The 19,748-nt window shown below is 68.8% G+C and carries 22 protein-coding genes; 16 read left to right on the top strand and 6 right to left on the bottom strand.

Annotated elements, in window-relative coordinates; all coding sequences use genetic code 11:
- Positions 1–36 precede the first annotated feature (36 nt).
- Complete coding sequence (irrA, locus tag GR303_RS05390; protein ID WP_161721036.1) at positions 37–507, bottom strand: iron response transcriptional regulator IrrA; 471 nt, start codon at positions 505–507, stop codon at positions 37–39.
- A gap of 241 nt (positions 508–748) precedes the next feature.
- Here irrA and fabA point away from each other — a divergent pair, with 241 nt between their 5' ends.
- The 3 genes from fabA to fabI all read left to right on the top strand — a co-directional run bounded on the left by fabA (position 749) and on the right by fabI (position 3,700).
- Positions 749–1,270 (top strand): 3-hydroxyacyl-[acyl-carrier-protein] dehydratase FabA, encoded by a 522-nt coding sequence (gene fabA / locus GR303_RS05385; protein ID WP_161721037.1) that lies wholly within the window; start codon positions 749–751, stop codon positions 1,268–1,270.
- A gap of 216 nt (positions 1,271–1,486) precedes the next feature.
- Complete coding sequence (gene fabB, locus GR303_RS05380) at positions 1,487–2,710, top strand: beta-ketoacyl-ACP synthase I (RefSeq protein WP_161721038.1); 1,224 nt, start codon at positions 1,487–1,489, stop codon at positions 2,708–2,710.
- A gap of 159 nt (positions 2,711–2,869) precedes the next feature.
- Positions 2,870–3,700: an enoyl-ACP reductase FabI gene (fabI, locus tag GR303_RS05375; protein ID WP_161721039.1), complete on the top strand. Its 831-nt coding sequence runs from the start codon at positions 2,870–2,872 to the stop codon at positions 3,698–3,700.
- Here the strand turns inward: fabI and GR303_RS05370 are convergent.
- On the bottom strand, positions 3,697–4,596 hold the full coding sequence (locus GR303_RS05370) for a protein-L-isoaspartate O-methyltransferase family protein (RefSeq protein WP_161721040.1): 900 nt from the start codon (positions 4,594–4,596) through the stop codon (positions 3,697–3,699). The two genes, fabI and GR303_RS05370, sit on opposite strands and share 4 nt — an antisense overlap.
- A 155-nt stretch (positions 4,597–4,751) precedes the next feature.
- On the opposite strand from GR303_RS05370, the gene GR303_RS05365 reads away from it, so the two are divergent.
- From GR303_RS05365 to GR303_RS05345, 5 genes are all read left to right on the top strand, one after another.
- Positions 4,752–5,378 (top strand): thioredoxin domain-containing protein, encoded by a 627-nt coding sequence (locus GR303_RS05365; protein WP_161721041.1) that lies wholly within the window; start codon positions 4,752–4,754, stop codon positions 5,376–5,378.
- A gap of 206 nt (positions 5,379–5,584) precedes the next feature.
- Positions 5,585–7,108 carry a murein biosynthesis integral membrane protein MurJ gene (murJ, locus tag GR303_RS05360; protein WP_161747572.1) on the top strand — a complete coding sequence of 508 codons (1,524 nt, stop codon included), beginning with the start codon at positions 5,585–5,587 and terminating at the stop codon, positions 7,106–7,108.
- A 156-nt stretch (positions 7,109–7,264) separates the two neighbouring features.
- On the top strand, positions 7,265–8,305 hold the full coding sequence (trpS, locus tag GR303_RS05355; RefSeq protein ID WP_161721043.1) for a tryptophan--tRNA ligase: 1,041 nt from the start codon (positions 7,265–7,267) through the stop codon (positions 8,303–8,305).
- A 119-nt stretch (positions 8,306–8,424) separates the two neighbouring features.
- Positions 8,425–8,922: a universal stress protein gene (locus GR303_RS05350; RefSeq protein WP_343038371.1), complete on the top strand. Its 498-nt coding sequence runs from the start codon at positions 8,425–8,427 to the stop codon at positions 8,920–8,922.
- 230 nt (positions 8,923–9,152) lie between these two features.
- Positions 9,153–9,713 carry a NifU family protein gene (locus GR303_RS05345; RefSeq protein WP_161721044.1) on the top strand — a complete coding sequence of 187 codons (561 nt, stop codon included), beginning with the start codon at positions 9,153–9,155 and terminating at the stop codon, positions 9,711–9,713.
- 61 nt (positions 9,714–9,774) lie between these two features.
- Here the strand turns inward: GR303_RS05345 and GR303_RS05340 are convergent, their stop codons facing one another.
- On the bottom strand, positions 9,775–10,362 hold the full coding sequence (locus tag GR303_RS05340) for a TetR/AcrR family transcriptional regulator (protein ID WP_161721045.1): 588 nt from the start codon (positions 10,360–10,362) through the stop codon (positions 9,775–9,777).
- A gap of 69 nt (positions 10,363–10,431) precedes the next feature.
- Between GR303_RS05340 and GR303_RS05335 the strand changes: the two genes are divergently transcribed.
- The 5 genes from GR303_RS05335 (at position 10,432) to GR303_RS05315 (ending at position 13,520) form a co-directional block, all read left to right on the top strand.
- Entirely contained in the window at positions 10,432–10,866 is a 435-nt protein-coding gene (locus GR303_RS05335) for a VOC family protein (protein WP_161721046.1), read from the top strand.
- 82 nt (positions 10,867–10,948) lie between these two features.
- Entirely contained in the window at positions 10,949–11,632 is a 684-nt protein-coding gene (gene tsaB, locus GR303_RS05330) for a tRNA (adenosine(37)-N6)-threonylcarbamoyltransferase complex dimerization subunit type 1 TsaB (protein WP_161721047.1), read from the top strand.
- Complete coding sequence (locus GR303_RS05325) at positions 11,629–12,114, top strand: GNAT family N-acetyltransferase (RefSeq protein ID WP_161721048.1); 486 nt, start codon at positions 11,629–11,631, stop codon at positions 12,112–12,114. Before tsaB ends, GR303_RS05325 begins: the two co-directional genes overlap by 4 nt.
- Positions 12,115–12,297: 183 nt before the next feature.
- Entirely contained in the window at positions 12,298–12,753 is a 456-nt protein-coding gene (locus GR303_RS05320) for a Fur family transcriptional regulator (protein ID WP_281351409.1), read from the top strand.
- Entirely contained in the window at positions 12,750–13,520 is a 771-nt protein-coding gene (locus tag GR303_RS05315) for a lysophospholipid acyltransferase family protein (protein ID WP_343038372.1), read from the top strand. Before GR303_RS05320 ends, GR303_RS05315 begins: the two co-directional genes overlap by 4 nt.
- Before the next feature lie 118 nt (positions 13,521–13,638).
- Here GR303_RS05315 and GR303_RS05310 read toward each other — a convergent pair whose 3' ends face one another.
- On the bottom strand, positions 13,639–14,547 hold the full coding sequence (locus GR303_RS05310; RefSeq protein ID WP_161721050.1) for a transcriptional regulator GcvA: 909 nt from the start codon (positions 14,545–14,547) through the stop codon (positions 13,639–13,641).
- Between the two features lie 123 nt (positions 14,548–14,670).
- Between GR303_RS05310 and GR303_RS05305 the strand changes: the two genes are divergently transcribed.
- The 3 genes from GR303_RS05305 to GR303_RS05295 all read left to right on the top strand — a co-directional run bounded on the left by GR303_RS05305 (position 14,671) and on the right by GR303_RS05295 (position 16,988).
- Positions 14,671–14,910, top strand: a complete 240-nt coding sequence (locus GR303_RS05305; protein ID WP_161721051.1) for a DUF1127 domain-containing protein — start codon at positions 14,671–14,673, stop codon at positions 14,908–14,910.
- A 19-nt stretch (positions 14,911–14,929) separates the two neighbouring features.
- Positions 14,930–15,613: a glutathione S-transferase family protein gene (locus GR303_RS05300; RefSeq protein WP_161721052.1), complete on the top strand. Its 684-nt coding sequence runs from the start codon at positions 14,930–14,932 to the stop codon at positions 15,611–15,613.
- A gap of 175 nt (positions 15,614–15,788) precedes the next feature.
- Positions 15,789–16,988, top strand: coding sequence for a multidrug effflux MFS transporter (locus tag GR303_RS05295; RefSeq protein ID WP_161721053.1), 1,200 nt, complete (start codon positions 15,789–15,791; stop codon positions 16,986–16,988).
- Here GR303_RS05295 and GR303_RS05290 read toward each other — a convergent pair.
- Both GR303_RS05290 and GR303_RS05285 read right to left on the bottom strand, forming a co-directional pair.
- Entirely contained in the window at positions 16,973–17,320 is a 348-nt protein-coding gene (locus GR303_RS05290) for a DUF1330 domain-containing protein (protein WP_161721054.1), read from the bottom strand. The two genes, GR303_RS05295 and GR303_RS05290, sit on opposite strands and share 16 nt — an antisense overlap.
- 248 nt (positions 17,321–17,568) lie before the next feature.
- On the bottom strand, positions 17,569–19,692 hold the full coding sequence (locus tag GR303_RS05285) for a transglycosylase domain-containing protein (RefSeq protein ID WP_161721419.1): 2,124 nt from the start codon (positions 19,690–19,692) through the stop codon (positions 17,569–17,571).
- Positions 19,693–19,748 lie beyond the last annotated feature (56 nt).

The raw sequence follows: 19,748 nt of genomic DNA, 5'->3' as shown, positions 1-19,748 counted from the left end.
TGCCGCTCTCTCGAGGTTGTGGCGAGGGGCGGCCGATCAGGCCTTCTTGCGGCGCAGCCGTACGATCACCTCGACCCCGGCGACTTCCATGCCCTCGGGCGGGGACGGCAGGTCGGCCACGCTGATCCCCGAGGAGGGCATGTCGACGAGCTCGCCCTCCTCCTCCAGGAAGAAGTGGTGGTGCTCGCTCGGGTTGGTGTCGAAATAGGCCTTGGCCCCGTCGACCGCGAGCTGGCGCAGGAGCCCCGCCTCCGTGAACTGGTGCAGGGTGTTGTAGACGGTGGCGAGCGAGACCGGGACCCGGGCGCGGGTCGCCTCGTCGAAGAGCATCTCGGCCGTGATGTGCCGGTCGCCCTTGCCGAACAGGAGCCACCCCAGCGACACGCGCTGCCGGGTCGGGCGCAGGCCCACGCGGCGCAGCTTGTCCCGCAGCTCGGACACGGGACAGCCCTTCCGGTGCGTCGGAGCGGTGGTGGACTCGATGTAGGCGGACAAAGGATCGGTCATGTCGCGGAACTGAATGGAGGAATGAGCGCTTCTAACCTCACAATCATAGGAAAGCGAGAGGGTTGTCGCAAGGTTGCCCCGGGACCGCCCCGTGGGACATTCTTGGGACATTCCTGAGTCAGCGAAGAATCCCGGCCGAGGTCCTTTGATGGATGGCCAAGCCTGTGCTACCAGAGCGCACCTTGGCCCCGGGGCTCCCTCGAGGCCTATTCGAGACACAAGGAAAGGATCGGCAACCGGCATGGCCCGCCAGTCCAGCTTTACTTACGAAGAGCTCCTTGCCTGCGGGCGCGGAGAGTTGTTCGGCCCCGGCAACGCCCAGCTGCCGCTTCCGCCCATGCTGATGTTCGACCGCATCACCTCCATTGGCGAGGATGGCGGCGCCTACGGCAAGGGCCATGTGATCGCGGAGCTCGACGTGCGGCCGGACCTCTGGTTCTTCCCCTGCCACTTCAAGGGCGATCCGGTGATGCCGGGCTGCCTCGGCCTCGATGCGCTCTGGCAGATGACGGGCTTCTTCCTCGGCTGGGGCGGCTCCCCGGGCCGCGGCCGGGCGCTCGGCGTCGGCGAGGTGAAGTTCACCGACCAGGTGCTCCCCACCGTCAAGAAGGTGGTCTACGGCGTCGATCTCAAGCGCGTCTTCCGCTCCAAGCTGGTGCTCGGCATCGCCGACGGCTGGCTGGAGGCCGACGGGCGCCGGATCTACGAGGCCAAGGACATGCGGGTCGGCCTCTTCCAGGCCGAGGCCCCGGTGGGCGGCTGAAGAATTCGCGCGGCGGGGTCCCTGGCCGGCGCCGCGCCCACATCCTGTTGACAAAGCGCGGTCTTTTCGAAAAACCGGCGTCACTGCCCCAAGGCAGGATCCCCGGCCTGCGCATCGCGCTTGCATGCTTTCGCAGGCTCACGGTTGAGAATGGGCAGGGTCGGCCTTACGTCTGCGGGACAGGCCGGCAGTGAAGGTCCTTTGAAGAGGTAGGCTATGAGGCGCGTCGTCGTCACCGGAATGGGCATCGTGTCGTCCATCGGCAACAACACGCAGGAGGTGCTGGCCTCCCTGCGCGAAGCGAGATCCGGCATCAGCAAGGCCGAGGATTTCGCGAAGTACGGCTTCCGCTGCCAGGTGCAGGGCGCCCCGAGCCTGAACCCGGAGGAGATCGTCGACCGGCGCGCCATGCGCTTCCACGCCCGGGGCACCGCCTGGAACCATGTGGCCATGGATCAGGCGATCCGGGATGCCGGCCTCGAGGAGAACGAGATCTCCAACGAGCGCACGGGCATCATCATGGGCTCGGGCGGCCCCTCCACCCGGGTCATCATGGAAGCGGCCGACATCACCCGCGACAAGGGTCCCAAGCGCATCGGCCCCTTCGCGGTGCCCAAGGCCATGTCCTCCACGGCCTCCGCGACGCTGGCCACCTGGTTCAAGATCAAGGGCGTGAACTATTCGATCTCCTCGGCCTGCGCGACCTCGAACCATTGCGTCGGCAACGCCTACGAGATGATCCAGTACGGCAAGCAGGACGTGATGTTCGCCGGCGGCTGCGAGGATCTGGACTGGTCCATGTCCAACCTCTTCGACGCCATGGGCGCCATGTCCACCAAGTACAACGACACCCCGGCCCGGGCCTCCCGCGCCTATGACGCCAACCGCGACGGATTCGTCATCGCCGGCGGCGCGGGCGTGCTGGTGCTCGAGGAACTGGAGCATGCCAAGGCCCGCGGCGCCCGCATCTACGGCGAGATCGTCGGCTACGGCATGACCTCGGACGGCTACGACATGGTGGCCCCCTCGGGCGAGGGCGCGATCCGCTGCATGCGCATGGCGCTCCAGAACGTGCACAACCCGGTCGACTACATCAACCCGCACGCCACCTCGACCCCCGTGGGCGACCAGAAGGAGATCGAGGCGATCCGCGCGGTCTTCGGCTCGGGCGACAAGTGCCCGCCGATCTCCGCGACAAAGTCGCTCACCGGCCACTCGCTGGGCGCCACCGGCGTGCAGGAGGCGATCTACTCGCTCCTGATGATGAACAACCGCTTCATCTGCGAGAGCGCCCATATCGACGAGCTCGATCCGGAATTCGCCGACATGAACATCGTCCGCAAGCGCATCGACGACGCCAAGATCGACACGGTGCTGTCGAACTCCTTTGGCTTCGGCGGCACCAATGCCACACTCGTCTTCAGCCGCTACAACGGGTAAGACGGTGTCATAAACCTGAGACGGCGCCATGCGATGCCCCCGGCCAACCACGGGGGACCTCGCATGGATACGCTGAATCACACCATTCTTCCGGCTCGCGATGCACATTTTCATAACAATTCGCGTCGCAGCATGGAGCCGTTGCAGAGGGGGACCCACGTGACCGGTCTGATGCAAGGAAAGCGCGGCCTCATCATGGGCGTCGCGAACGACCACTCCATTGCCTGGGGCATCGCAAAGACCCTGGCGCAGCACGGCGCCGAGCTCGCCTTCACCTACCAGGGCGAGGCGCTGGGCAAGCGCGTGACGCCGCTGGCGCAGTCGCTGGGCTCCAGCCTCGTCGTTCCCTGCGACGTGGAGGACATTGCCTCCGTCGATGCGGTGTTCGAGACCCTGGACAGGCACTGGGACGGCCTCGATTTCGTGGTCCATGCCATCGGCTTCTCCGACAAGTCCCAGCTCAAGGGGCCTTACGTGGACGTCACCACCCGCGAGAATTTTTCCCGCACCATGGTGATCTCCTGCTTCTCCTTCACGGAGATCGCCCAGCGCGCCGCCAAGCGCATGAGGAAGGGCGGCGCGCTCCTGACGCTGACCTATGGCGGCTCCACCCGGGTCATGCCGAACTACAACGTGATGGGGGTGGCGAAGGCGGCGCTCGAGGCCTCCGTGCGCTACATCGCCAACGATCTCGGGCCTGCCGGCATCCGCTGCAACGCCATCTCGGCCGGCCCCGTGCGGACGCTCGCGGGCGCTGGCATCGCCGATGCGCGCCTCATGTTCACCTACCAGAAGGCCCACTCGCCCCTGCGCCAGAACATCACCATCGAGGATGTGGGCGGCTCGGCCCTCTACCTGCTCTCCGATCTCTCCAGCGGCGTGACCGGCGAGATCCACTACGTGGATTCCGGCTACAACATCATCTCCATGCCCCGTCCCGAGGTTCTGAAGGCCCAGGACGCCGCCGGCGTGACCGGCGAAGAGGGCTAATCCTCCACGGGGTCATAGGACAGGGCCCAGCCCGAGCCGGTGAAGCAGCACCGTCCGGGCGGGGCGCCCTCCCGCCAGACCAGGCTGCGCACGAATTCCATCCCGCCGGTCTCGAAGGCGGCCTGCAGCGCACGCCTGTCCTCGCCCGGCTGCGACAGGCGCCCTTCCGCGCAGACGAAGGAAACCTGGCCGAGCCATCGCACGGCAAGGCCGGTTCTCTTGCGCGTCACGCACAAACCCGCCCCATGGAGCGTATGCGTTCCTCCCCACGGGCTCGGCTTTGGCCGGGGAACGCCGAGGGGGAAGATGAGACGGCCGTTCGGCTTGAGACGCTCGATCCAGGCCTCGGCCGGCCGCTCGGCGGCGAAATTCACGTAAACGGCATCCACATCCTCGCGCGGCCATTCGGCGCCGTCGCCCTGGACGACGGTGACGTTGGCGCGGTCGGCCAGGTTGGCCCGGGCGCGCTCCGCAAGAGCAGGATCGAACTCCACCGCGAGCACATGCCCCTTTGGGCCGACGAGATGCGCCAGAAGCGCCGTGTAATAGCCCGTCCCCGCACCGATATGGGCGACGCGCTCCCCCTCGCGCGGGGACAGGGCATGCAGGCAGCGGGCATGAAGGGACGGGCTGCCGTTGTTGACCCCCTTTTCGGATGCGAGGGCGAATAGGGCGTCCTGATAGAGCACCGCCGGATCGTGCGAGGCCACGGCCTCGTAGCCTCTCCCCGCGCGGGAGATCTGCCAGGGCGGAGCGCCGAGGAAGCGCTCGCGCGGAACCGTGGCGAAGGCCTCTTCAAGCTCAGGATCATCCGCAACGCTCGAGAGCGCGAGAATCTGCTTGGCGTAGGCGCGCCGGATCACGGCCAGCTCGTCGGGGCTGAAAGCGGAACTCATCGGGCCTTTCCGTCTGTCGCGGCCATTGTCGGCGAGAGCAGGACCAGGCGCAACCGAGCCCGGCCCTTCACAGGTCTGCGAGACGGCAAACCTTGGCCTTGTCTCCGCCACGATCCCGCGGCACGAGGGGCCTCCCCTCACGCGAGTCGCCGTTCATGATCCTCTCCCGCCGCACCCTTCTCGCCGCCCTTGCCGCCTCCGCCTCCGGCGCCCCCGCCCTGGCGCAGCAGGCCCCGGAGGCGCAGCTCGTTCCCATCGAGCTGGTGGAGGACTCGCTTGCCCTGCCTTCGGCCGTGCGCCTCGGGCACAAGCATGGCGACGTGATCATGATCGAGTATTTCGACTACAACTGCCCCTGGTGCCGGCGCTCGGCCGGGGACCTGCCGGCACTCCTGAAGGCGGAGCCGGAGCTCACCTACGTGCTGGTGAACTTCGCGGTGCTCGGCATTCCCTCCGTGACCGCCCACAAGGCGGCGCTCGCCTATCTCCAGCTCCACGGCCCCGAGCGCTATCTCGACCTGCACCTCGCCCTGTTCCGCCTGCGCGGCACGGTCGACGGGGAGCGGGCGCTCAAGGAAGCCGAGCGCCTCGGCGGCGACCGCGGGCGCCTGGAGGAGGCTGCCAATGGCGAGCGCACGACGCAATGGATGAAGGACGCCTTCACCCTCGGCAATTCCCTCGGTTTCGTCGCCACCCCGTCCTTCCTGGTCGCCACGCAATCCTATGTGGGCGGCATGACCCTGGCCCAGAAGCGCGAGGCCATCGCGCAGGCGAGAGGGTAGCTGCTCACTGTCATTCCGGGGCGCCGTAGGCGAGCCCGGAATCCATAACCGCTAACGGTGCAAGAAGGGGCGAAACCCCGCTCGTTCCTTCTTAGGACGTGGTGTTTATGGATTCCGGGCTCTCGCTGCGCTCGCCCCGGAATGACAATGGTCACATCTCCCCCTTCCTTGGACTTTCCCCAGGAACTCGCTAAGCCTCACAGGGCATGTCGCTCCTCCGCTCCTCCCTTTTGGTCGGCCTCGGTTCGATGGCCTCGCGCGTTCTGGGATTCGCGCGCGACGTGCTGTTCGCGCAGGCTCTGGGCGCGGGCCCCGTGGCGGATGCGTTTCTCGCGGCCTTTCGGCTGCCGAGCCTCGTGCGCCGCATCCTGGGCGAGGGCGGGCTCAACCCGGCGCTCGTGCCTGCCTTGAGCCGTCTGGAGCCGAACGAGGCCGCAGCCGCCGCCGGCGGCTTGCTCAGGGCCTTCGGCCTCGCGCTCCTCGCGCTGACCGGTCTCGTGGAGATCGGGGCGGGGCTCATCGCCCTGCTGCTGGCGCCGGGCCTGCACGATGACGGGGAGGCGCTGGGTCTCGTCGCGCTCTACACCCGCCTCGCCTTTCCCATCGTGCTCTGCGTGACGCTGGCCTCCATCGGTGCCGCCATCCTGAACCTGCGCGGACGCTTCGCCGCCACCGCGCTCGCGCCGCTCGCCGTCAATGGCGGCCTGATCCTGGCGCTCGCGGTGCTCGAAGCCCGCTCCGGCCTGCCGCTTGCGCAGAAGGCCGCGTGGCTTGCCGCCGCCTCGAGCCTGGCGGGCCTCGTGCAGCTCGCGATCGTGGCCGCGGCGCTGATGCGCGGCAGGCCCCGCCTCGTGCGGTTCCGGGCCTCGGGCCGGCCGGAGGCCCTGAAAAGCCTGCTCCTCGCCGGGCTTCCGGTGCTCGCCGCGAGCGGCGCGGTGCAGGTCTTCCTTCTCGCCGCCGCCCAGATCGCCTCGTTCTGGCCCTCCGGCGTGTCCTGGCTCTACTATGCCGAGCGGGTGATGCAGCTCCCCCTCGGGCTCGTGGCGGCGCTGGGATCGAGCCTCCTGCTGCCGGAGCTCGCCCGCCGCTACGGCGCGGATGCCACGGACGATCTGGTGGCGGCGCAGAACCGGGCCCTGGACGTGGCGCTGCTCCTCGCCCTGCCCGCGGCCGCCGCCCTGCTCGTCCTTGCGCGCCCGGTCAGCACCGTCCTGTTCGAGCGCGGCGCCTTCGATGCCGCCGACGCGGAGGGCACCGCGCGGGTGCTGATGGCGCTCAGCCTCGGCCTGCCCTTCGCCACGGTGGCGAAGGTGCTGAGCCAGACGCTCTTCGCCTGCGGGTCGCTGCGGGCCGCGCTCGCGGCGGCCTTTGCGGGCCTTGGGGCGACGGTGGCGGGCGCCCTGCTCCTCGTCTGGCCCCTCGGCCCCGTCGGCATCGCGCTCGGGGTGAGCCTCGGCTGCCTCGCCCATGCGGCGGCTCTGGTGCCGGGGCTTGCCCGATTCGGCCTCTGGCGCCCGGACCGGCGCAACGCGGCGCGCCTCGCGCGCACGGCGGCGTCGGCCCTGGCCATGAGCCTCGGCCTCGTGGCGGCGCAGCGGGTGCTGCCGCAGGACCAGCCTCTCGGTCTCGCCGCCCTGTGCCTCGGCGGGCTTGCGCTCTATGCCCTCGCCGCCTGGGCCACCGGCGCCGTGACCCGCGCCGATTGGGCTGCGCTGACGAAAAAAGCGTAAGAACCCTTGCATCGTGGCACGGCCCTGTCATAACCCGCGCCTCACGACGGCGTTTCGAGAAGAAGCGGCTTGCGGCCTCCGGGCGCCGTCGCAGACAATCCGGGGCGATCGGCGGTTCGGCCTGAACCCGCACGGGCCCCTGTGGAGTTCAGGACGATGGCGCAGTTCAAGGAACTGGTGTTCTCGGGCGTTCAGCCCACCGGAAACCTTCATCTCGGGAATTATCTCGGCGCCATCAAGCGCTTCGTGGCCATGCAGGAATCCTACGACTGCATCTACTGCGTCGTGGACATGCACGCGATCACGGTGCCGCAGAACCCGGCCGACCTCACCCGGCAGATCCGGGAGGTGACGGCGGCGTTCCTGGCCGCCGGCATCGACCCGAAGCGCCACATCGTCTTCAACCAGTCCCAGGTGCCCCAGCATGCCGAGCTCGCCTGGGTGTTCAACTGCGTCGCGCGGCTGGGCTGGCTCAACCGCATGACCCAGTTCAAGGACAAGGCGGGCAAGGACCGGGAGAACGCGTCCGTGGGCCTCTACGCCTATCCGAACCTGATGGCCGCCGACATCCTGCTCTACCGCGCCACCCACGTGCCGGTGGGCGAGGACCAGAAGCAGCACCTGGAGCTGACCCGCGACATCGCCCAGAAGTTCAACAACGACTGGGCGGAGTCGATCGCGGCCCATGGCTACGGCGATGCCTTCTTCCCGCTCACCGAGCCGATGATCCACGGGCCCGCCACCCGCGTCATGTCCCTGCGCGACGGCTCGAAGAAGATGTCGAAGTCGGACCCGTCCGACTATTCGCGCATCAACCTCACGGACGATGCCGACGCCATCGCCCAGAAGATCCGCAAGGCGAAGACCGATCCCGAGCCCCTGCCCTCCGAGGTCGAGGGCCTCAAGGCCCGGCCGGAGGCCGAGAACCTGGTGGCGATCTACGCGGCGCTCATGGACGTCGCGCCCGAGGAGGTGCTGCGCGAGCATGGCGGGGCGCAGTTCTCCGGCTTCAAGGCCGCCCTGGTGGACGTGGCGGTGACGAAGCTCGCCCCCGTGGCCTCCGAGATGCGCCGCCTCATGGCCGATCCCGGCCACATCGACGCGGTGCTGGCCGACGGCTCGGCCCGGGCCCGGGCCCTCGCCTCCGTGACCATGGACGCGGTGAAGGACATCGTCGGCTTCCTGCGCTCGCGCTAGGGCCCGAGGGCAACGATGGGAACCGGGTCTGCTTGCAAGGACGTGCTCCCCACGAGCAGCCCCCGCTTGCCCTTGACGCAAAGGCAGGGCAGCATCGGGCGTCATCAGGAGAGCGTTCCGTGAGCGGCAAGCGCCGATCCTACGAATCGGGCCACCGCCCGAAATTCATGGTGGTGGTCGACAGCACCCCGGAATGCGCCCGGGCGGTGCATTTCGCCTCGCGCCGCGCCGCCCGCACCGGCGCCAGCATGGTGATGCTCGCGGTCGTGGACCCGCCGGACAATTTCGAGTGGATCGGCGTCGGCGAGGCCATGATCGAGGAGGCGAGCGAGGACGCCCAGAAGCTGCTCGAGGCCGCCGCCCGCGAGGCGCGCAGCGCCGCGGGCGTCGAGCCCGAGCAGGTGATCCGCGTCGGCACCCGGGCGGACGAGATCATGAAGCTCATCCGCGAGGACGAGGACATCTCCTTCCTGGTGCTCGCCGCCGGCAGCGGCAAGGAAGGCCCCGGCCCCCTGACCTCGACGCTCGGCGGGCGCGCCGCCGCCTCCTTCCCGGTCCCCATCGTCATCGTCCCAGGCAGCCTGACGGACGAGGAGATCGACGCCCTGGCTGGTTAGTTATGGTCATCCCGGACAAGCGAAGCGAGATCCGGGATCGTGTGCCGAGTAGGGCACCATTCTTGTCTCCCGATCCCGGGTTCTGCCGCGCAGCCCCGGGATGACGTCCAAGTATGGCCTCTCCCCTTGGAATCCGCCCCGATTCGATCCACATTGGGGAGGGAATCCGTTAGAACGATTCTAAATCCACCGCTCGGCCGGCCTTGAACCGGCGCAGAGGACAAGACGCGATGTTCATCCAGACCGAAGCCACCCCCAATCCCGCCACCCTGAAATTCCTGCCCGGCCGCGTGGTCATGCCGGAGGGCACCTTCGAGGCCAAGACCCCCGCCCAGGCGGAGGTGTCGCCGCTCGCCCAGCGGCTCTTCGCCGTGCCGGGCGTGACCGGCGTCTTCTTCGGCTACGACTTCGTCACGGTCACGAAGGCGGATGGGGAATGGCAGCACCTGAAGCCGGCGATCCTCGGCGCGATCATGGAGCATTTCATGACCGGCGCGCCGCTCTTCGCCAACGGCTACGGCGCCGCGGAGGAGGACGGCGAGGAGTTCTTCGACCCCGAGGATGCCTCCACGGTCGAGACGATCAAGGAGCTGCTCGAGACCCGCATCCGCCCGGCGGTGGCGGGGGACGGCGGCGACATCACCTTCCGCGGCTTCAAGGACGGGGTCGTCTACCTCGTGATGAAGGGCGCCTGCTCCGGCTGCCCGTCCTCGACGGCAACCCTGCGCCACGGCATCCAGAACCTGCTGCGCCACTTCCTGCCGGACGTGCGCGAGGTGCAGGCGGTCTGATCCGCCCCTGCCCCGATCCCGAAGCGCGGCCATCCCGGCCGCGCTTTTTCTTTGGGCGCCCTCACCGGGATGCGGTCACCCGCTCCACGAGCCCGATCATGGCCGCCGTGTAGGCCGCCCTGTCGCCGCCGGCCTCGATGGCGAGCGCCGCCCGATCGAAGGCGGCGGAGAGAAGGGCGGTCAGCGCCTCGATGAACGCGCCTTCCTGCCGCGGCGGGCGCAGCGCGGCCTCCAGCCCCTCCCGCAGGGTTCGCGCCGCATGCGCCTCGTCGAGGGCGGCGAGCGCGCCCGGCCCGAGCACCGCCGGGCCGTCGACGAGAAGGAGCCGCGTTCGTCCGGGAACCGACATGGCCTCGAGATAGGCGAGGCTCCCCCGGAGCAGCGCTTCCCCGGGGGGCGCATCGGGGGAAGCCGAGGCCTCGATCTCGTCGGCCACGGCCTTCGCCTCCCGCTCGATCACCGCGCGAAACAAATCGGCCTTGTCCGCATAATGGTGGTAGAGGGCGCCGCGGGTGACCTTTGCGGCCGCGACGATCTCCGGCGTCGAGGTGTCCGCATAGCCCTTTTCCACGAAAAGCGTCCGGGCCGCGGCCAGGAGTGCCGAGCGGGTGGCCTCGGCCCGTTCCGGATTGGGTCGCCTCTGTTGCATACATACAGCCTGTATGTTATTTGACACAAACATGCAGACTGTATGTCAGAACGGGGAGGTTGAACAGGGATGAGGATCACGAGCTACTACCCGGTGATCATGACCCGGAACGTGGAGGGCACGGCCGCCTTCTACAGCGAGCATCTCGGCTTCCGGCCCCTCTTCACGAGCGACTGGTACGTCCATCTCCAGTCCGGCGCGGACCCCTCGGTCAACCTCGCGGTGCTGGACTGCCGGCACGACACGGTGCCTGCCGAGGCCCGGAAGCCCGCCGCAGGCCTGATCCTCAACTTCGAGGTCGAGGATCCGGATGCCCTCTACGGGGAGGTGCAGGCGAGGGGGCTGCCGATCCTGGTTCCCTTGCGCGACGAGCCTTTCGGGCAGCGGCACTTCATCACCGCGGATCCGAACGGCGTGCTGATCGACATCATCAAGCCGATCCCGCCGGCACCCGCATTCGCCGCGCAATACGAGGCCGGCGCCCTGCCGCCCGCCTCCCCGTGACGGGAGCCGGAACGGCGATTCCGGGGTTTCTCCCGCGGGGCTCATGATCTAAAGGAACGGGACGACCTGACGGAGACGACCCTTGCGCGTCCTTGCCATCGACACCGCCCTCGGCGCCTGCTCGGCCTGCATCGTCCAGGCGGGCGAGCCCGTCCCGCTCGCCGCCGAGACCATTCCCATGGAGCGCGGCCATGCGGAGGCGCTGATGCCGCTGCTCGACCGGCTTTCCGCGCAGGTCGACGGCGGCTTCGAGAGCCTCGACCGGGTGGCGGTGACGGTGGGGCCGGGCAGCTATACGGGATTGCGGGTCGGCATCAGCGCGGCCCGCGGCATCGGCCTGGCCGCCGGGGTGCCGGTGGTGGGGGTGGCCACCCTCTCGGCCTTTCTCGCGCCCCTGATGGTGGGCGACCGGCGCGGGCTCTTCACCGCTGCCATCGACGCCAAGCACGGCCACCTCTACATCCAGGCCGTGGCCCCGGGCGGGCGCACCATCATCCCGCCGGGGCTGATGACCTATCGCGACGCCATGCGGCTCCTAGGATCGGGCCCGATCGTGGTGGCGGGCTCGGCCGCGGCCCTGCTCGCGGCGGAGGCGCGGGTGCAGGGGGTCGAGGCCCATATCGGCGAGGTGTCGGCCTTTCCCGACATCGCCTGGGTGGCCCGCCTCGGCTCCCTCGCCGATCCGTCCCAGGCCCTGCCGAAGCCTCTCTACCTGCGCGAGCCCGACGCCAAGCCCCAGGACGGCGCGCGAATCGCGCGGCAATGAGCATCCTCGACCGGTTCATCCATCCCCCCGCCCCCCACGTGCAGCCCGTGGGAACCGAGGCGGCCGCGCGTCTTGCGGCCATCCACGCCTCCGCCTTCCCCCGCCCCTGGAGCACGCTCGACTTCGAGCGCCTGCTCAGCGAACGCGGCGTGATGGCGGACGGGCTCTTCGTCGGGCGCAGCGGAAAGCCCTCGGGCTTCGTCCTGTCGCGGATCGTGCTCGACGAGGCGGAGATCATCACCGTGGCGATGGCCGCGGAGGCGCGCGGGAAGGGCCATGCCCGCCCGCTGCTCGCCCATCACCTCGAAGCCCTCTCCCGCCGCGGGGTCGCCCGGGTGCATCTGGAGGTGGAGGAGGGCAACGCGCCGGCGCTCGCCCTCTACCGCCGTCTGGGGTTTGGTGAAACCGGACGGCGGGCGGGCTATTACCACAAGGCCGACGGGACGAAGGCCACGGCCCTCACCATGGCGCTGGCGCTATAGCCCGCTGCGCTCGCGTCCCCTATAAGCCTCGTAGGCGCATCGTGCGGAAGGGTGGACCCGGTTTTCGCCGGCGCGGCCCGCTGGGTCCGCGCCCAACGATGCGCAGGTTATCAGGATGAGCATCGGATGGGTCCCGGAAGTGGCCTCCATTTCCGGGTCCGGTGCACAAGGAGCGTTTTCATCTTGGCCACGCGCAACAGCACATCCACCAGAACGCGCCGGTCGGACGCCATCGAGCGCGCCTGCCGCGAGAAGGGCCTGCGCATGACCGGCCAGCGCAAGGTCATCGCGCAGATCCTGGATGCCGCCGAGGACCACCCGGACGTGGTGGAGCTGCACCGGCGCGCGGCGGAGGTGGACGAGCGCATCTCGCTCTCCACGGTCTACCGCACGGTGAAGCTGTTCGAGACCGAAGGCATCCTGGAGCGGCTCGACTTCCGCGACGGGCGCTCGCGCTACGAGCAGGCGGCCCGCGAGCACCACGACCACCTGATCAATCTCGAGACCGGCGCCGTGATCGAGTTCCGCTCCGAGGAGATCGAGGCGCTGCAGAACGAGATCGCCCGGCGGCTGGGCTACCGGGTCGTCTATCACCGCCTGGAGCTCTATGCGGTTCCCCTCGACAGGGACGACGCGTGACCAACATCGCCGTCGCCTTCAGGTTGCTGCTGCTCGGCCTGTGCAGCCTCGTCCTCGTGCCGCTGCAGATGCTGGCCCTGCGCTTCGGCTGGTCCTTCCTGCTGCATGCGCTGCCCGTGTGGTTCCACCGTGCCCTTCTCAAGATCTTCAACGTGCGCGTGATCGAGCGGGGCACGCCGCCGGGCCGGGCGCCGACCATCGTGCTCTCGAACCACGTCTCCTGGCTCGACATCCCCGTGATCGGGTCGCTTCATCCGCTCTCCTTCATCGCGAAATCGGAGATCGAGGGCTGGCCCGTGGTGGGCACCCTGGCGCGGCTGCACCGCTCGGTCTTCATCGACCGCGCCCGCCGCAAGGCCACGGCGGAGGTGAACGATGCGCTCGCCCACCGGCTGGTGAAGGGCGAGGTGATCGTGCTGTTCGCGGAAGGCACCACGAGCGACGGCAACCGGCTCCTGCCCTTCCGCTCGTCGCTTGTCGGCGCGGCCCAGACCGCGCTCATGCACGACAGCGTCGAGCGCGTGCTCCTGCAGCCGCTGGCCATCGCCTACACCCATCGCAACGGCCTGCCCGTGACCCGGCGCGAGCGCCCGTTCATCGCCTGGTACGGCGACATGGACCTGGCGCCCCATCTCAAGCTCTTCGTCCGGGGCATCCCCCTCGACGTGGTGGTGACCTGGGGCGAGCCGATGCCGTTCAACGGCAGCCGCAAGCAGGCCACCGCCTTCGCCGAGGCCGAGGTGCGGCGGGCTTTGAGAGCGGCGTGACGTCGCCGACGTTCCCCACGTCATCACCGGCCTTGTGCCGGTGATCCCGACCGATCGAAACGGCGCGCATCACAGCATCGGGATGGCCGGGACAAGCCCGGCCATGACGGTGAGGATTTCATGAACGCGCCTCGTCCAGCAGCCAGGCCCGGAACGCCGCGAGCGCCGGCCGGTCGGCGGTCGCCTCGGGGCAGACCACGTAGTAGCGGTAGGCGCCCTTCACCTGGTGCGGGAAAGGCTGCACCAGGCGGCCTGCCTGGAGGTGGTCGCCGATGAGGACGCTGGTGGCGAGCGCCACGCCCTGGCCGGAGGCCGCCGCCTGCAGGCAGAGATAGGTGTGGGTGAAGCGCGGGCCGCGGGAGGTGTCGACGCCCTCGACGCCGACGGCCTTCAGCCATCGGTCCCAGGTGACGTAGTCGAGCACGCCGTCCACGGTCTCGTGGATGAGCGTGTGATGGCGCAGGTCCGCAGGCTCCCTCAGGGGCCGCTCCGGATTGTTGAGCAGGTTCGCGCTGCACACGGCAAAGAAGAACTCCTCCATCAGCAGGTCCGTGCGCAGGCCCGGGTAATCCCCGCGCCCGAAGCGGATCGCGATGTCCACGTCCTCCCGCGCGAAATCGGTGAGCTTCATCGAGACCGAGACCCGGACGTCGAGCTCCGGGTGACGGTCCCGGAACGAGCCGAGGCGGGGGATGAGCCAGTTCGAGGCGAGGCTCGGCATGGCGCTCACGGTGATGACGTTCGACGCCTCCGGCCGCAGGGCCTGGGCGGTGGCCTCGTCGAGCCGGTCGAGGATGCCGGAGAGCGCCGCGGCGTAGCGCTCCCCCAAGGGCGTGAGCGCCACGCCGCGGCTCGGGTGGCGCAGGAAGAGCGGGCGCCCGAGCCAGGCCTCGAGCGCCTTCACCTGCTGGCCCACGGCGCTGGCCGTCACCGCGATCTCGTCGCCCGCCTTCTCGAAATTGAGGTGGCGGGCGGCGGCCTCGAAGGCGCGCAGGGCATTGAGCGGGGGCAGTCGGCGGCGGGACATGACGCTCCGGGGGCTGTTCAGCCCAAGTTTTTCTTGGGCGAGAGGCAAGAACTTCTCGTTTGCCGGAAGCCTATCACGGGAGCACATTCTTCTCCAGCGAAACGCCATCGAAGGAGATCTGTCATGGCGACCGGATATGCCACAGCAAATCTTGGGCTCCACACTGCCCGCCGCGAGAGCCGGACCACGATCATGGGCCTGCTGCTGCGCTACGAGGCCTGGCTCGACCGGCGTCGGACCGTGAAGACGCTCTACGAACTCGACGACCATGCGCTCGCCGATATCGGGTTGTCGCGGGCCGATGTGGACGGCTTGAATGAGGCTTCCTGGCAGGACCACCTGCCGTCACCCTTCAGCCGTTGATCCCACGAAAGGCGCCCCGATGAAGCTCTATTCCGGCCCCTTGAGCCTTTTCTCCCGCAAGGTGGAGATCGCTCTTCACGAGAAGGGGCTCGCCTTCGAGCGCGTCGAGGTCGCCTTCAGCCAGACGGCGGGCTATGCCCCCAAGCACCCGGACGTTCTGGCCGCCAACCCCAAGGGACAGGTTCCGGTCCTCGTGGACGGGAGCCTGTCCCTCTACGATTCGACCGTGATCCTCGAATATCTCGAGGATGCCTATCCCGAGCCCTCGCTCTATCCGCGCTTGGCCCAGGAGCGCGCCCGCTGCCGCCTCCTCGACGTGTTCGCCGACGAGGTGATGCTCGCCCCCTTGCGCTTTCTCATGCACCGCACCGAGCCGAGGCCGGACGATCCGGAGCGCTGGAACGCGAAGGAGCTGAAGGCCAGGGAGGCCGAGCCGGCGCTCGCCGGCCATTTCGCCGAACTCGACCGGCAGCTCCGGGGCCGGGACTATTTCTGCGGCGCCTTCTCGGCCGCCGACATCGCCGTGTTCATGAGCGTGTTCTGGACGAGGCGCCTGGCCGGCCCGTCGCTGAGAGGGCACGAGGCTCTGGCGGCCTGGTATGCGCGGCTGGGCGAGCGTCCCTCCTGCGCGAGGGTCGTGGCGGAGATCCGCGCGGCGGATGAAAGGCTGTCGGCGCCGGTCGAAGGCGCCTTTCGCGATTGAGCCAGGCTGCCGATCCCGGCCGGATGCGGCAGAGGGCTTGCGTTCGATCCGCCGCAGGAAGTTTAAGGACGGCGCTGTCTTCAGCCGGCGATCCTGCGAGCAGCCGTCTTAAAGAGTGACAGGTCCCGCATTTCGGCTTAGTCCCACCTGTCACCATCGCTGCCGTCCCGAAGACATGCTCAAGCCCGACACCCTGGCCCTCACCGTCGTCCTGGCGCTGCTCACCGCGCTCGGACCCCTGTCCACGGACATGTACCTGCCGTCGCTTCCCGCGATCGCGTCGGGGCTCGAGGCCACCACGGGCCAGACGCAGCTCACGCTCTCGGCCTTCCTCCTCGGCTTCGCGGCCGGCCAGTTCGTCTACGGTCCGGTGTCCGACCGGATCGGAAGGAAGCCCGTGCTGCTCTTCGGGCTCGGGCTCTTCACGCTGGCGAGCCTGATCTGCGCGCTCTCGCCCAATATCGAGACCCTGATCGGCGCCCGCTTCCTGCAGGCGCTGGGCGCCTCCGGCCCCATCGTGCTCGGGCGCGCCATCGTGCGCGACTTCTACGAGGGCCCGCGGGCGGGCCGGGAATTGTCGCGCATGGGCACGATCATGGGCGTCGTGCCGGCGGCAGCCCCGATCCTCGGCGGCGTCATCGAGCGGTTCAGCGGGTGGCGCGTGACCTTCGCGGTGTCGATCCTGTTCGGCATCGCCATGGCGGCCGTCATCGGCCTGCGCATGCCCGAGAGCATCCGGAAGAAATCGGAGGTGCCGATCTCCTTCGCGGCCATCCTGCGCGGCTTCGGAATCCTGCTCGGGCACAAGGGCTACCGCACCTATGTGGGCCTCTCCATGCTCACCTATGGCGGGCTCTTCGCCTTCATCTCCGGTTCGTCCTTCGTGCTGCAGAGGATCTACGGCCTGGACGAGCTGTCCTACGCCTTCTCCTTCACCTTCGTGGTGGTGGGCTTCATCGGCGGCACGTATCTCGCGCAGCATCTCGTCGGCCGGCGCGGGCTCGACGGCACGATCCAGCTCGGGGTGACATGCCTGGCGCTCGGCGGCGCGACCATGCTCGTCCTGGTGCTCCTGGGCGTGCCGTCCTCACTCGGCATCAGCGCCCCCATGGCGGTCTACGGCATCGGCGTCGGGCTCACCATGCCGCAATCCATGGCCTCGGCGCTGATGCCCTTCCCGGAGCGCGCCGGCGCGGCCTCCTCGCTGCTGGGCATCTGCCAGATGACCTTTGCCGCCATCGTCGGCATCGGGCTCGGACGCAACCTCGACGGATCGGCCATTCCCCTGCCCGCCACCATCGCCGCCACCGGCGTGCTGGCGCTCATCCTCTTCGTGACGACGGGGCGGGCGCGGAGGCATCAGCCGGGGGGCTGATGCGCGGGGATTCCGGCGAGGACATCCGTCGCCCTGTGGCCGGCATCGACGCCCTCGATGAAGAACACGTCGCCGCGCGAGTTCCCGGTGCGCAGGGGCAGGATCCGCTGATAGGCAGCGGATTCATACCAAGCATGGGCGCTGTCCCGGTCCGGGAATGCGATCACGATCAGGTCTCCCGACCACGATCCCTCCATGACCGTCGCAGGTCCTCCGTGGATGATGAACCGCCCGCCGAAAGGGGCGAGCGTCTCGTCGATCCGCCGGAGATACTCGACGACATCCGGACCGACATTCACGTCGTGCAGATGACCGATGGCGTAGGTGGACATGGCAGGCTCCTTCTCAGGTGATGAACGGAGCATGCTGCATGGAGAGAGGGTTGGCGATGACGTGCGAGGTAATGTTCGAAGGTTCGCTCAAAAGCACCCCCTGTCATCCCCGCGCAGGCGGGGATCCATGACCGCCACAGCTCAAGAAGAGGCGAGCCGCGTCGCGCTTCTTCCTGCGCCGTTGGCGGTCATGGGTTCCGGGCTCCGCTGCGCGGCCCCGGAATGACAGTGTCGGGAACATCCGAGGCTTAAAGCCCGAACAGCTTCTCGAAAAAGTTCTTCTCGCGGCTGGCGCGGCGCTGGGGCGCGGGCTGCACCCAGCTTCTGTCGCCCGCATTGGCGTAGCGCGGATCGGCTCCGGCGCTGGCCACCGGCACGTCCGCCGGGGTCCGGAAGCGCTCGCTGCCGGGCAGGGGCACGGGCTGCTGGTCCTTGAGGGCCGCCGTCATGAAGTTGTGCCAGACCTCCGTGGGCAGGTTGCCGCCGGTGACGCGCTTGGTGAGCGCGCCGTCGTCGTTGCCGAGCCAGACGCCGGCCACGAGGCTGCCGGAGAAGCCCACGAACCAGGCATCCTTGTAGTCGTCGGTGGTGCCGGTCTTGCCGGCGAGGGACCAGCCCGGAATCTGCGCCTTCTGCGCCGTGCCGATGACGAAGACGTTGTGCATCATGTCGTTCATCTGGGCCACGATGCCCGGATCGATCACGCGGCCGAGGCCGCCCGAATTCGGGCGCTTGTAGATGAGCTTGCCGTCGGTGGTCTTCACCTGGGTGATCACGTAAGGAACGACGCCGATGCCCCCGTTGGCGAAGGCCGCATAGGCGCTGACGAGCTCGAGCGGCGTGACCTCCGAGGTGCCGAGCGCCAGCGAGCCGTTGGCCTGGAGCGGCGAGGAGATGCCGAGCCGCTGCGCGGTCTGCACCACGGCCTTGGGTCCCACCTCCATGTTGAGCTTCACCGCGATGGTGTTGAGCGAGAGCGCCAGCGCATCGCGGATCGTGATCGGCCCCCGGTACTTGCGGTCGTAGTTCTTGGGGGCCCAGCCCTTGTAGGCGACGGGGGCGTCTTCCAGCACCATGTCCGGCGTGTAGCCCCGCTCCAGGGCGGTGAGATAGACGAAGGGCTTGAAGGCCGAGCCGGGCTGGCGGCGGGCGGCGGTGGCCCGGTTGAACTGGCTCGTCTCGTAGTTGCGGCCGCCGACCAGCGCCTTCACGGCGCCGTCCGGCTGCAGGGCGACGATGGCGCCCTGGCTCACGTTGAACTTCTGGCCCTTGGCGTTGAGCTCCTCCACCAGCACGCGCTCGGCCGCCGCCTGCATGGCGGGCTCGATCGTGGTCGAGACCACGATGTCCGATTCGATGGTGCCGACGAAGTCGTCGAGCACGTCCATGACGTAGTCGGCGGCATAATTGGCCGATCCTGCGCCGCGCGGCCGGACCGGCTCGGCGGGATCGCCGAGCGCCGTCTTGGTCATGCCGGGCGTGATGAAGCCGAGCTCGTTCATGGCCGCGATCACGAGCTCCGCCCGGGCCTGGGCGCGCTCGGGATAGCGGTTGGGGGCCAGCCGCGACGGGGACTGGACGAGGCCCGCCAGCACGGCGGCCTCCGCAAGCGAGACGCTGCGGGCCGACTTGCCGTAATAGCGCTGGGCGGCGGCCTCGACGCCATAGGCGCCGGCGCCGAAATAGACCCGGTTGAGGTAGAGCTCGAGGATCTGGTCCTTCGAGTAGTTGCGCTCGAGCCAGAGCGCCAGGATCGCCTCCTGGATCTTGCGCGAGGCGGTGCGCTCCTGGGTCAGGAAGAGGTTTTTCGCAAGCTGCTGCGTCAGGGTCGAGCCGCCCTGCAGGCCGCCGCTGTTGCTCAAGTTGCGGTACACCGCGCGGGCGATGCCGATGGGGTCGATGCCGAAATGATCGTAGAAGCGCCGGTCCTCGATGGCCACGAAAGCCTTGGGCAGGTACGGCGGAAGCTCCTTGAGCGTGACGGTGCGTCCGCCGGTCTCGCCGCGGTTGGCAAGCAGCGAGCCGTCGCTTGCCATGACGGCGATGTTGGGAGGGCGCTTGGGCACGGTGAGCTGGTCGATGGGCGGCAGCTGCGAGGCGTAATAGGCCACGATGCCGCCGACCCCGATCACGCCCCACAGGCACAGCACCAGCCCGGCATAGACCAGCTTGCTGAAGAAGGAGCGGCCGCTGCGCCGCTTGGCCTTCCTGGGGCGGGCGGCGCGGCGGGGCCGATCGTCGTCCTGAGAAGCTCGCCTGCGCGCCATGGTTCCCCCTGCCCGATCGTCGGGCGAGAGGCGAAAATCCAGCTCCCCCGCTTGCGTCGCGGGCGCGTCGAAGACCGGCTCGCGCCGGTCGCGTCCGTTCGCCACGTTGTTGTAACCCCGCATGCACCCGGCCGGTGGGTTCCAGCCTTTGATGCTGTGGA

It is taken from the genome of Microvirga arsenatis (assembly GCF_009910705.1).
Lineage (GTDB): Bacteria > Pseudomonadota > Alphaproteobacteria > Rhizobiales > Beijerinckiaceae > Microvirga > Microvirga arsenatis.
The sequence above is the reverse complement of the archived record's forward strand: the minus strand, read 5'-3'. Positions and strand labels throughout refer to the sequence as shown.

What these genes read in the sequence shown, in the direction of transcription:
- irrA (WP_161721036.1), bottom strand. Translation starts at nt 507, where the DNA reads ATGACCGATCCTTTGTCCGCCTACATCGAGTCCACCACCGCTCCGACG.
- fabA (WP_161721037.1), top strand. Translation starts at nt 749, where the DNA reads ATGGCCCGCCAGTCCAGCTTTACTTACGAAGAGCTCCTTGCCTGCGGG.
- fabB (WP_161721038.1), top strand. Translation starts at nt 1,487, where the DNA reads ATGAGGCGCGTCGTCGTCACCGGAATGGGCATCGTGTCGTCCATCGGC.
- GR303_RS05370 (WP_161721040.1), bottom strand. Translation starts at nt 4,596, where the DNA reads ATGAGTTCCGCTTTCAGCCCCGACGAGCTGGCCGTGATCCGGCGCGCC.
- GR303_RS05365 (WP_161721041.1), top strand. Translation starts at nt 4,752, where the DNA reads ATGATCCTCTCCCGCCGCACCCTTCTCGCCGCCCTTGCCGCCTCCGCC.
- murJ (WP_161747572.1), top strand. Translation starts at nt 5,585, where the DNA reads ATGTCGCTCCTCCGCTCCTCCCTTTTGGTCGGCCTCGGTTCGATGGCC.
- trpS (WP_161721043.1), top strand. Translation starts at nt 7,265, where the DNA reads ATGGCGCAGTTCAAGGAACTGGTGTTCTCGGGCGTTCAGCCCACCGGA.
- GR303_RS05345 (WP_161721044.1), top strand. Translation starts at nt 9,153, where the DNA reads ATGTTCATCCAGACCGAAGCCACCCCCAATCCCGCCACCCTGAAATTC.
- GR303_RS05340 (WP_161721045.1), bottom strand. Translation starts at nt 10,362, where the DNA reads ATGCAACAGAGGCGACCCAATCCGGAACGGGCCGAGGCCACCCGCTCG.
- GR303_RS05335 (WP_161721046.1), top strand. Translation starts at nt 10,432, where the DNA reads ATGAGGATCACGAGCTACTACCCGGTGATCATGACCCGGAACGTGGAG.
- GR303_RS05325 (WP_161721048.1), top strand. Translation starts at nt 11,629, where the DNA reads ATGAGCATCCTCGACCGGTTCATCCATCCCCCCGCCCCCCACGTGCAG.
- GR303_RS05310 (WP_161721050.1), bottom strand. Translation starts at nt 14,547, where the DNA reads ATGTCCCGCCGCCGACTGCCCCCGCTCAATGCCCTGCGCGCCTTCGAG.
- GR303_RS05305 (WP_161721051.1), top strand. Translation starts at nt 14,671, where the DNA reads ATGGCGACCGGATATGCCACAGCAAATCTTGGGCTCCACACTGCCCGC.
- GR303_RS05300 (WP_161721052.1), top strand. Translation starts at nt 14,930, where the DNA reads ATGAAGCTCTATTCCGGCCCCTTGAGCCTTTTCTCCCGCAAGGTGGAG.
- GR303_RS05295 (WP_161721053.1), top strand. Translation starts at nt 15,789, where the DNA reads ATGCTCAAGCCCGACACCCTGGCCCTCACCGTCGTCCTGGCGCTGCTC.
- GR303_RS05290 (WP_161721054.1), bottom strand. Translation starts at nt 17,320, where the DNA reads ATGTCCACCTACGCCATCGGTCATCTGCACGACGTGAATGTCGGTCCG.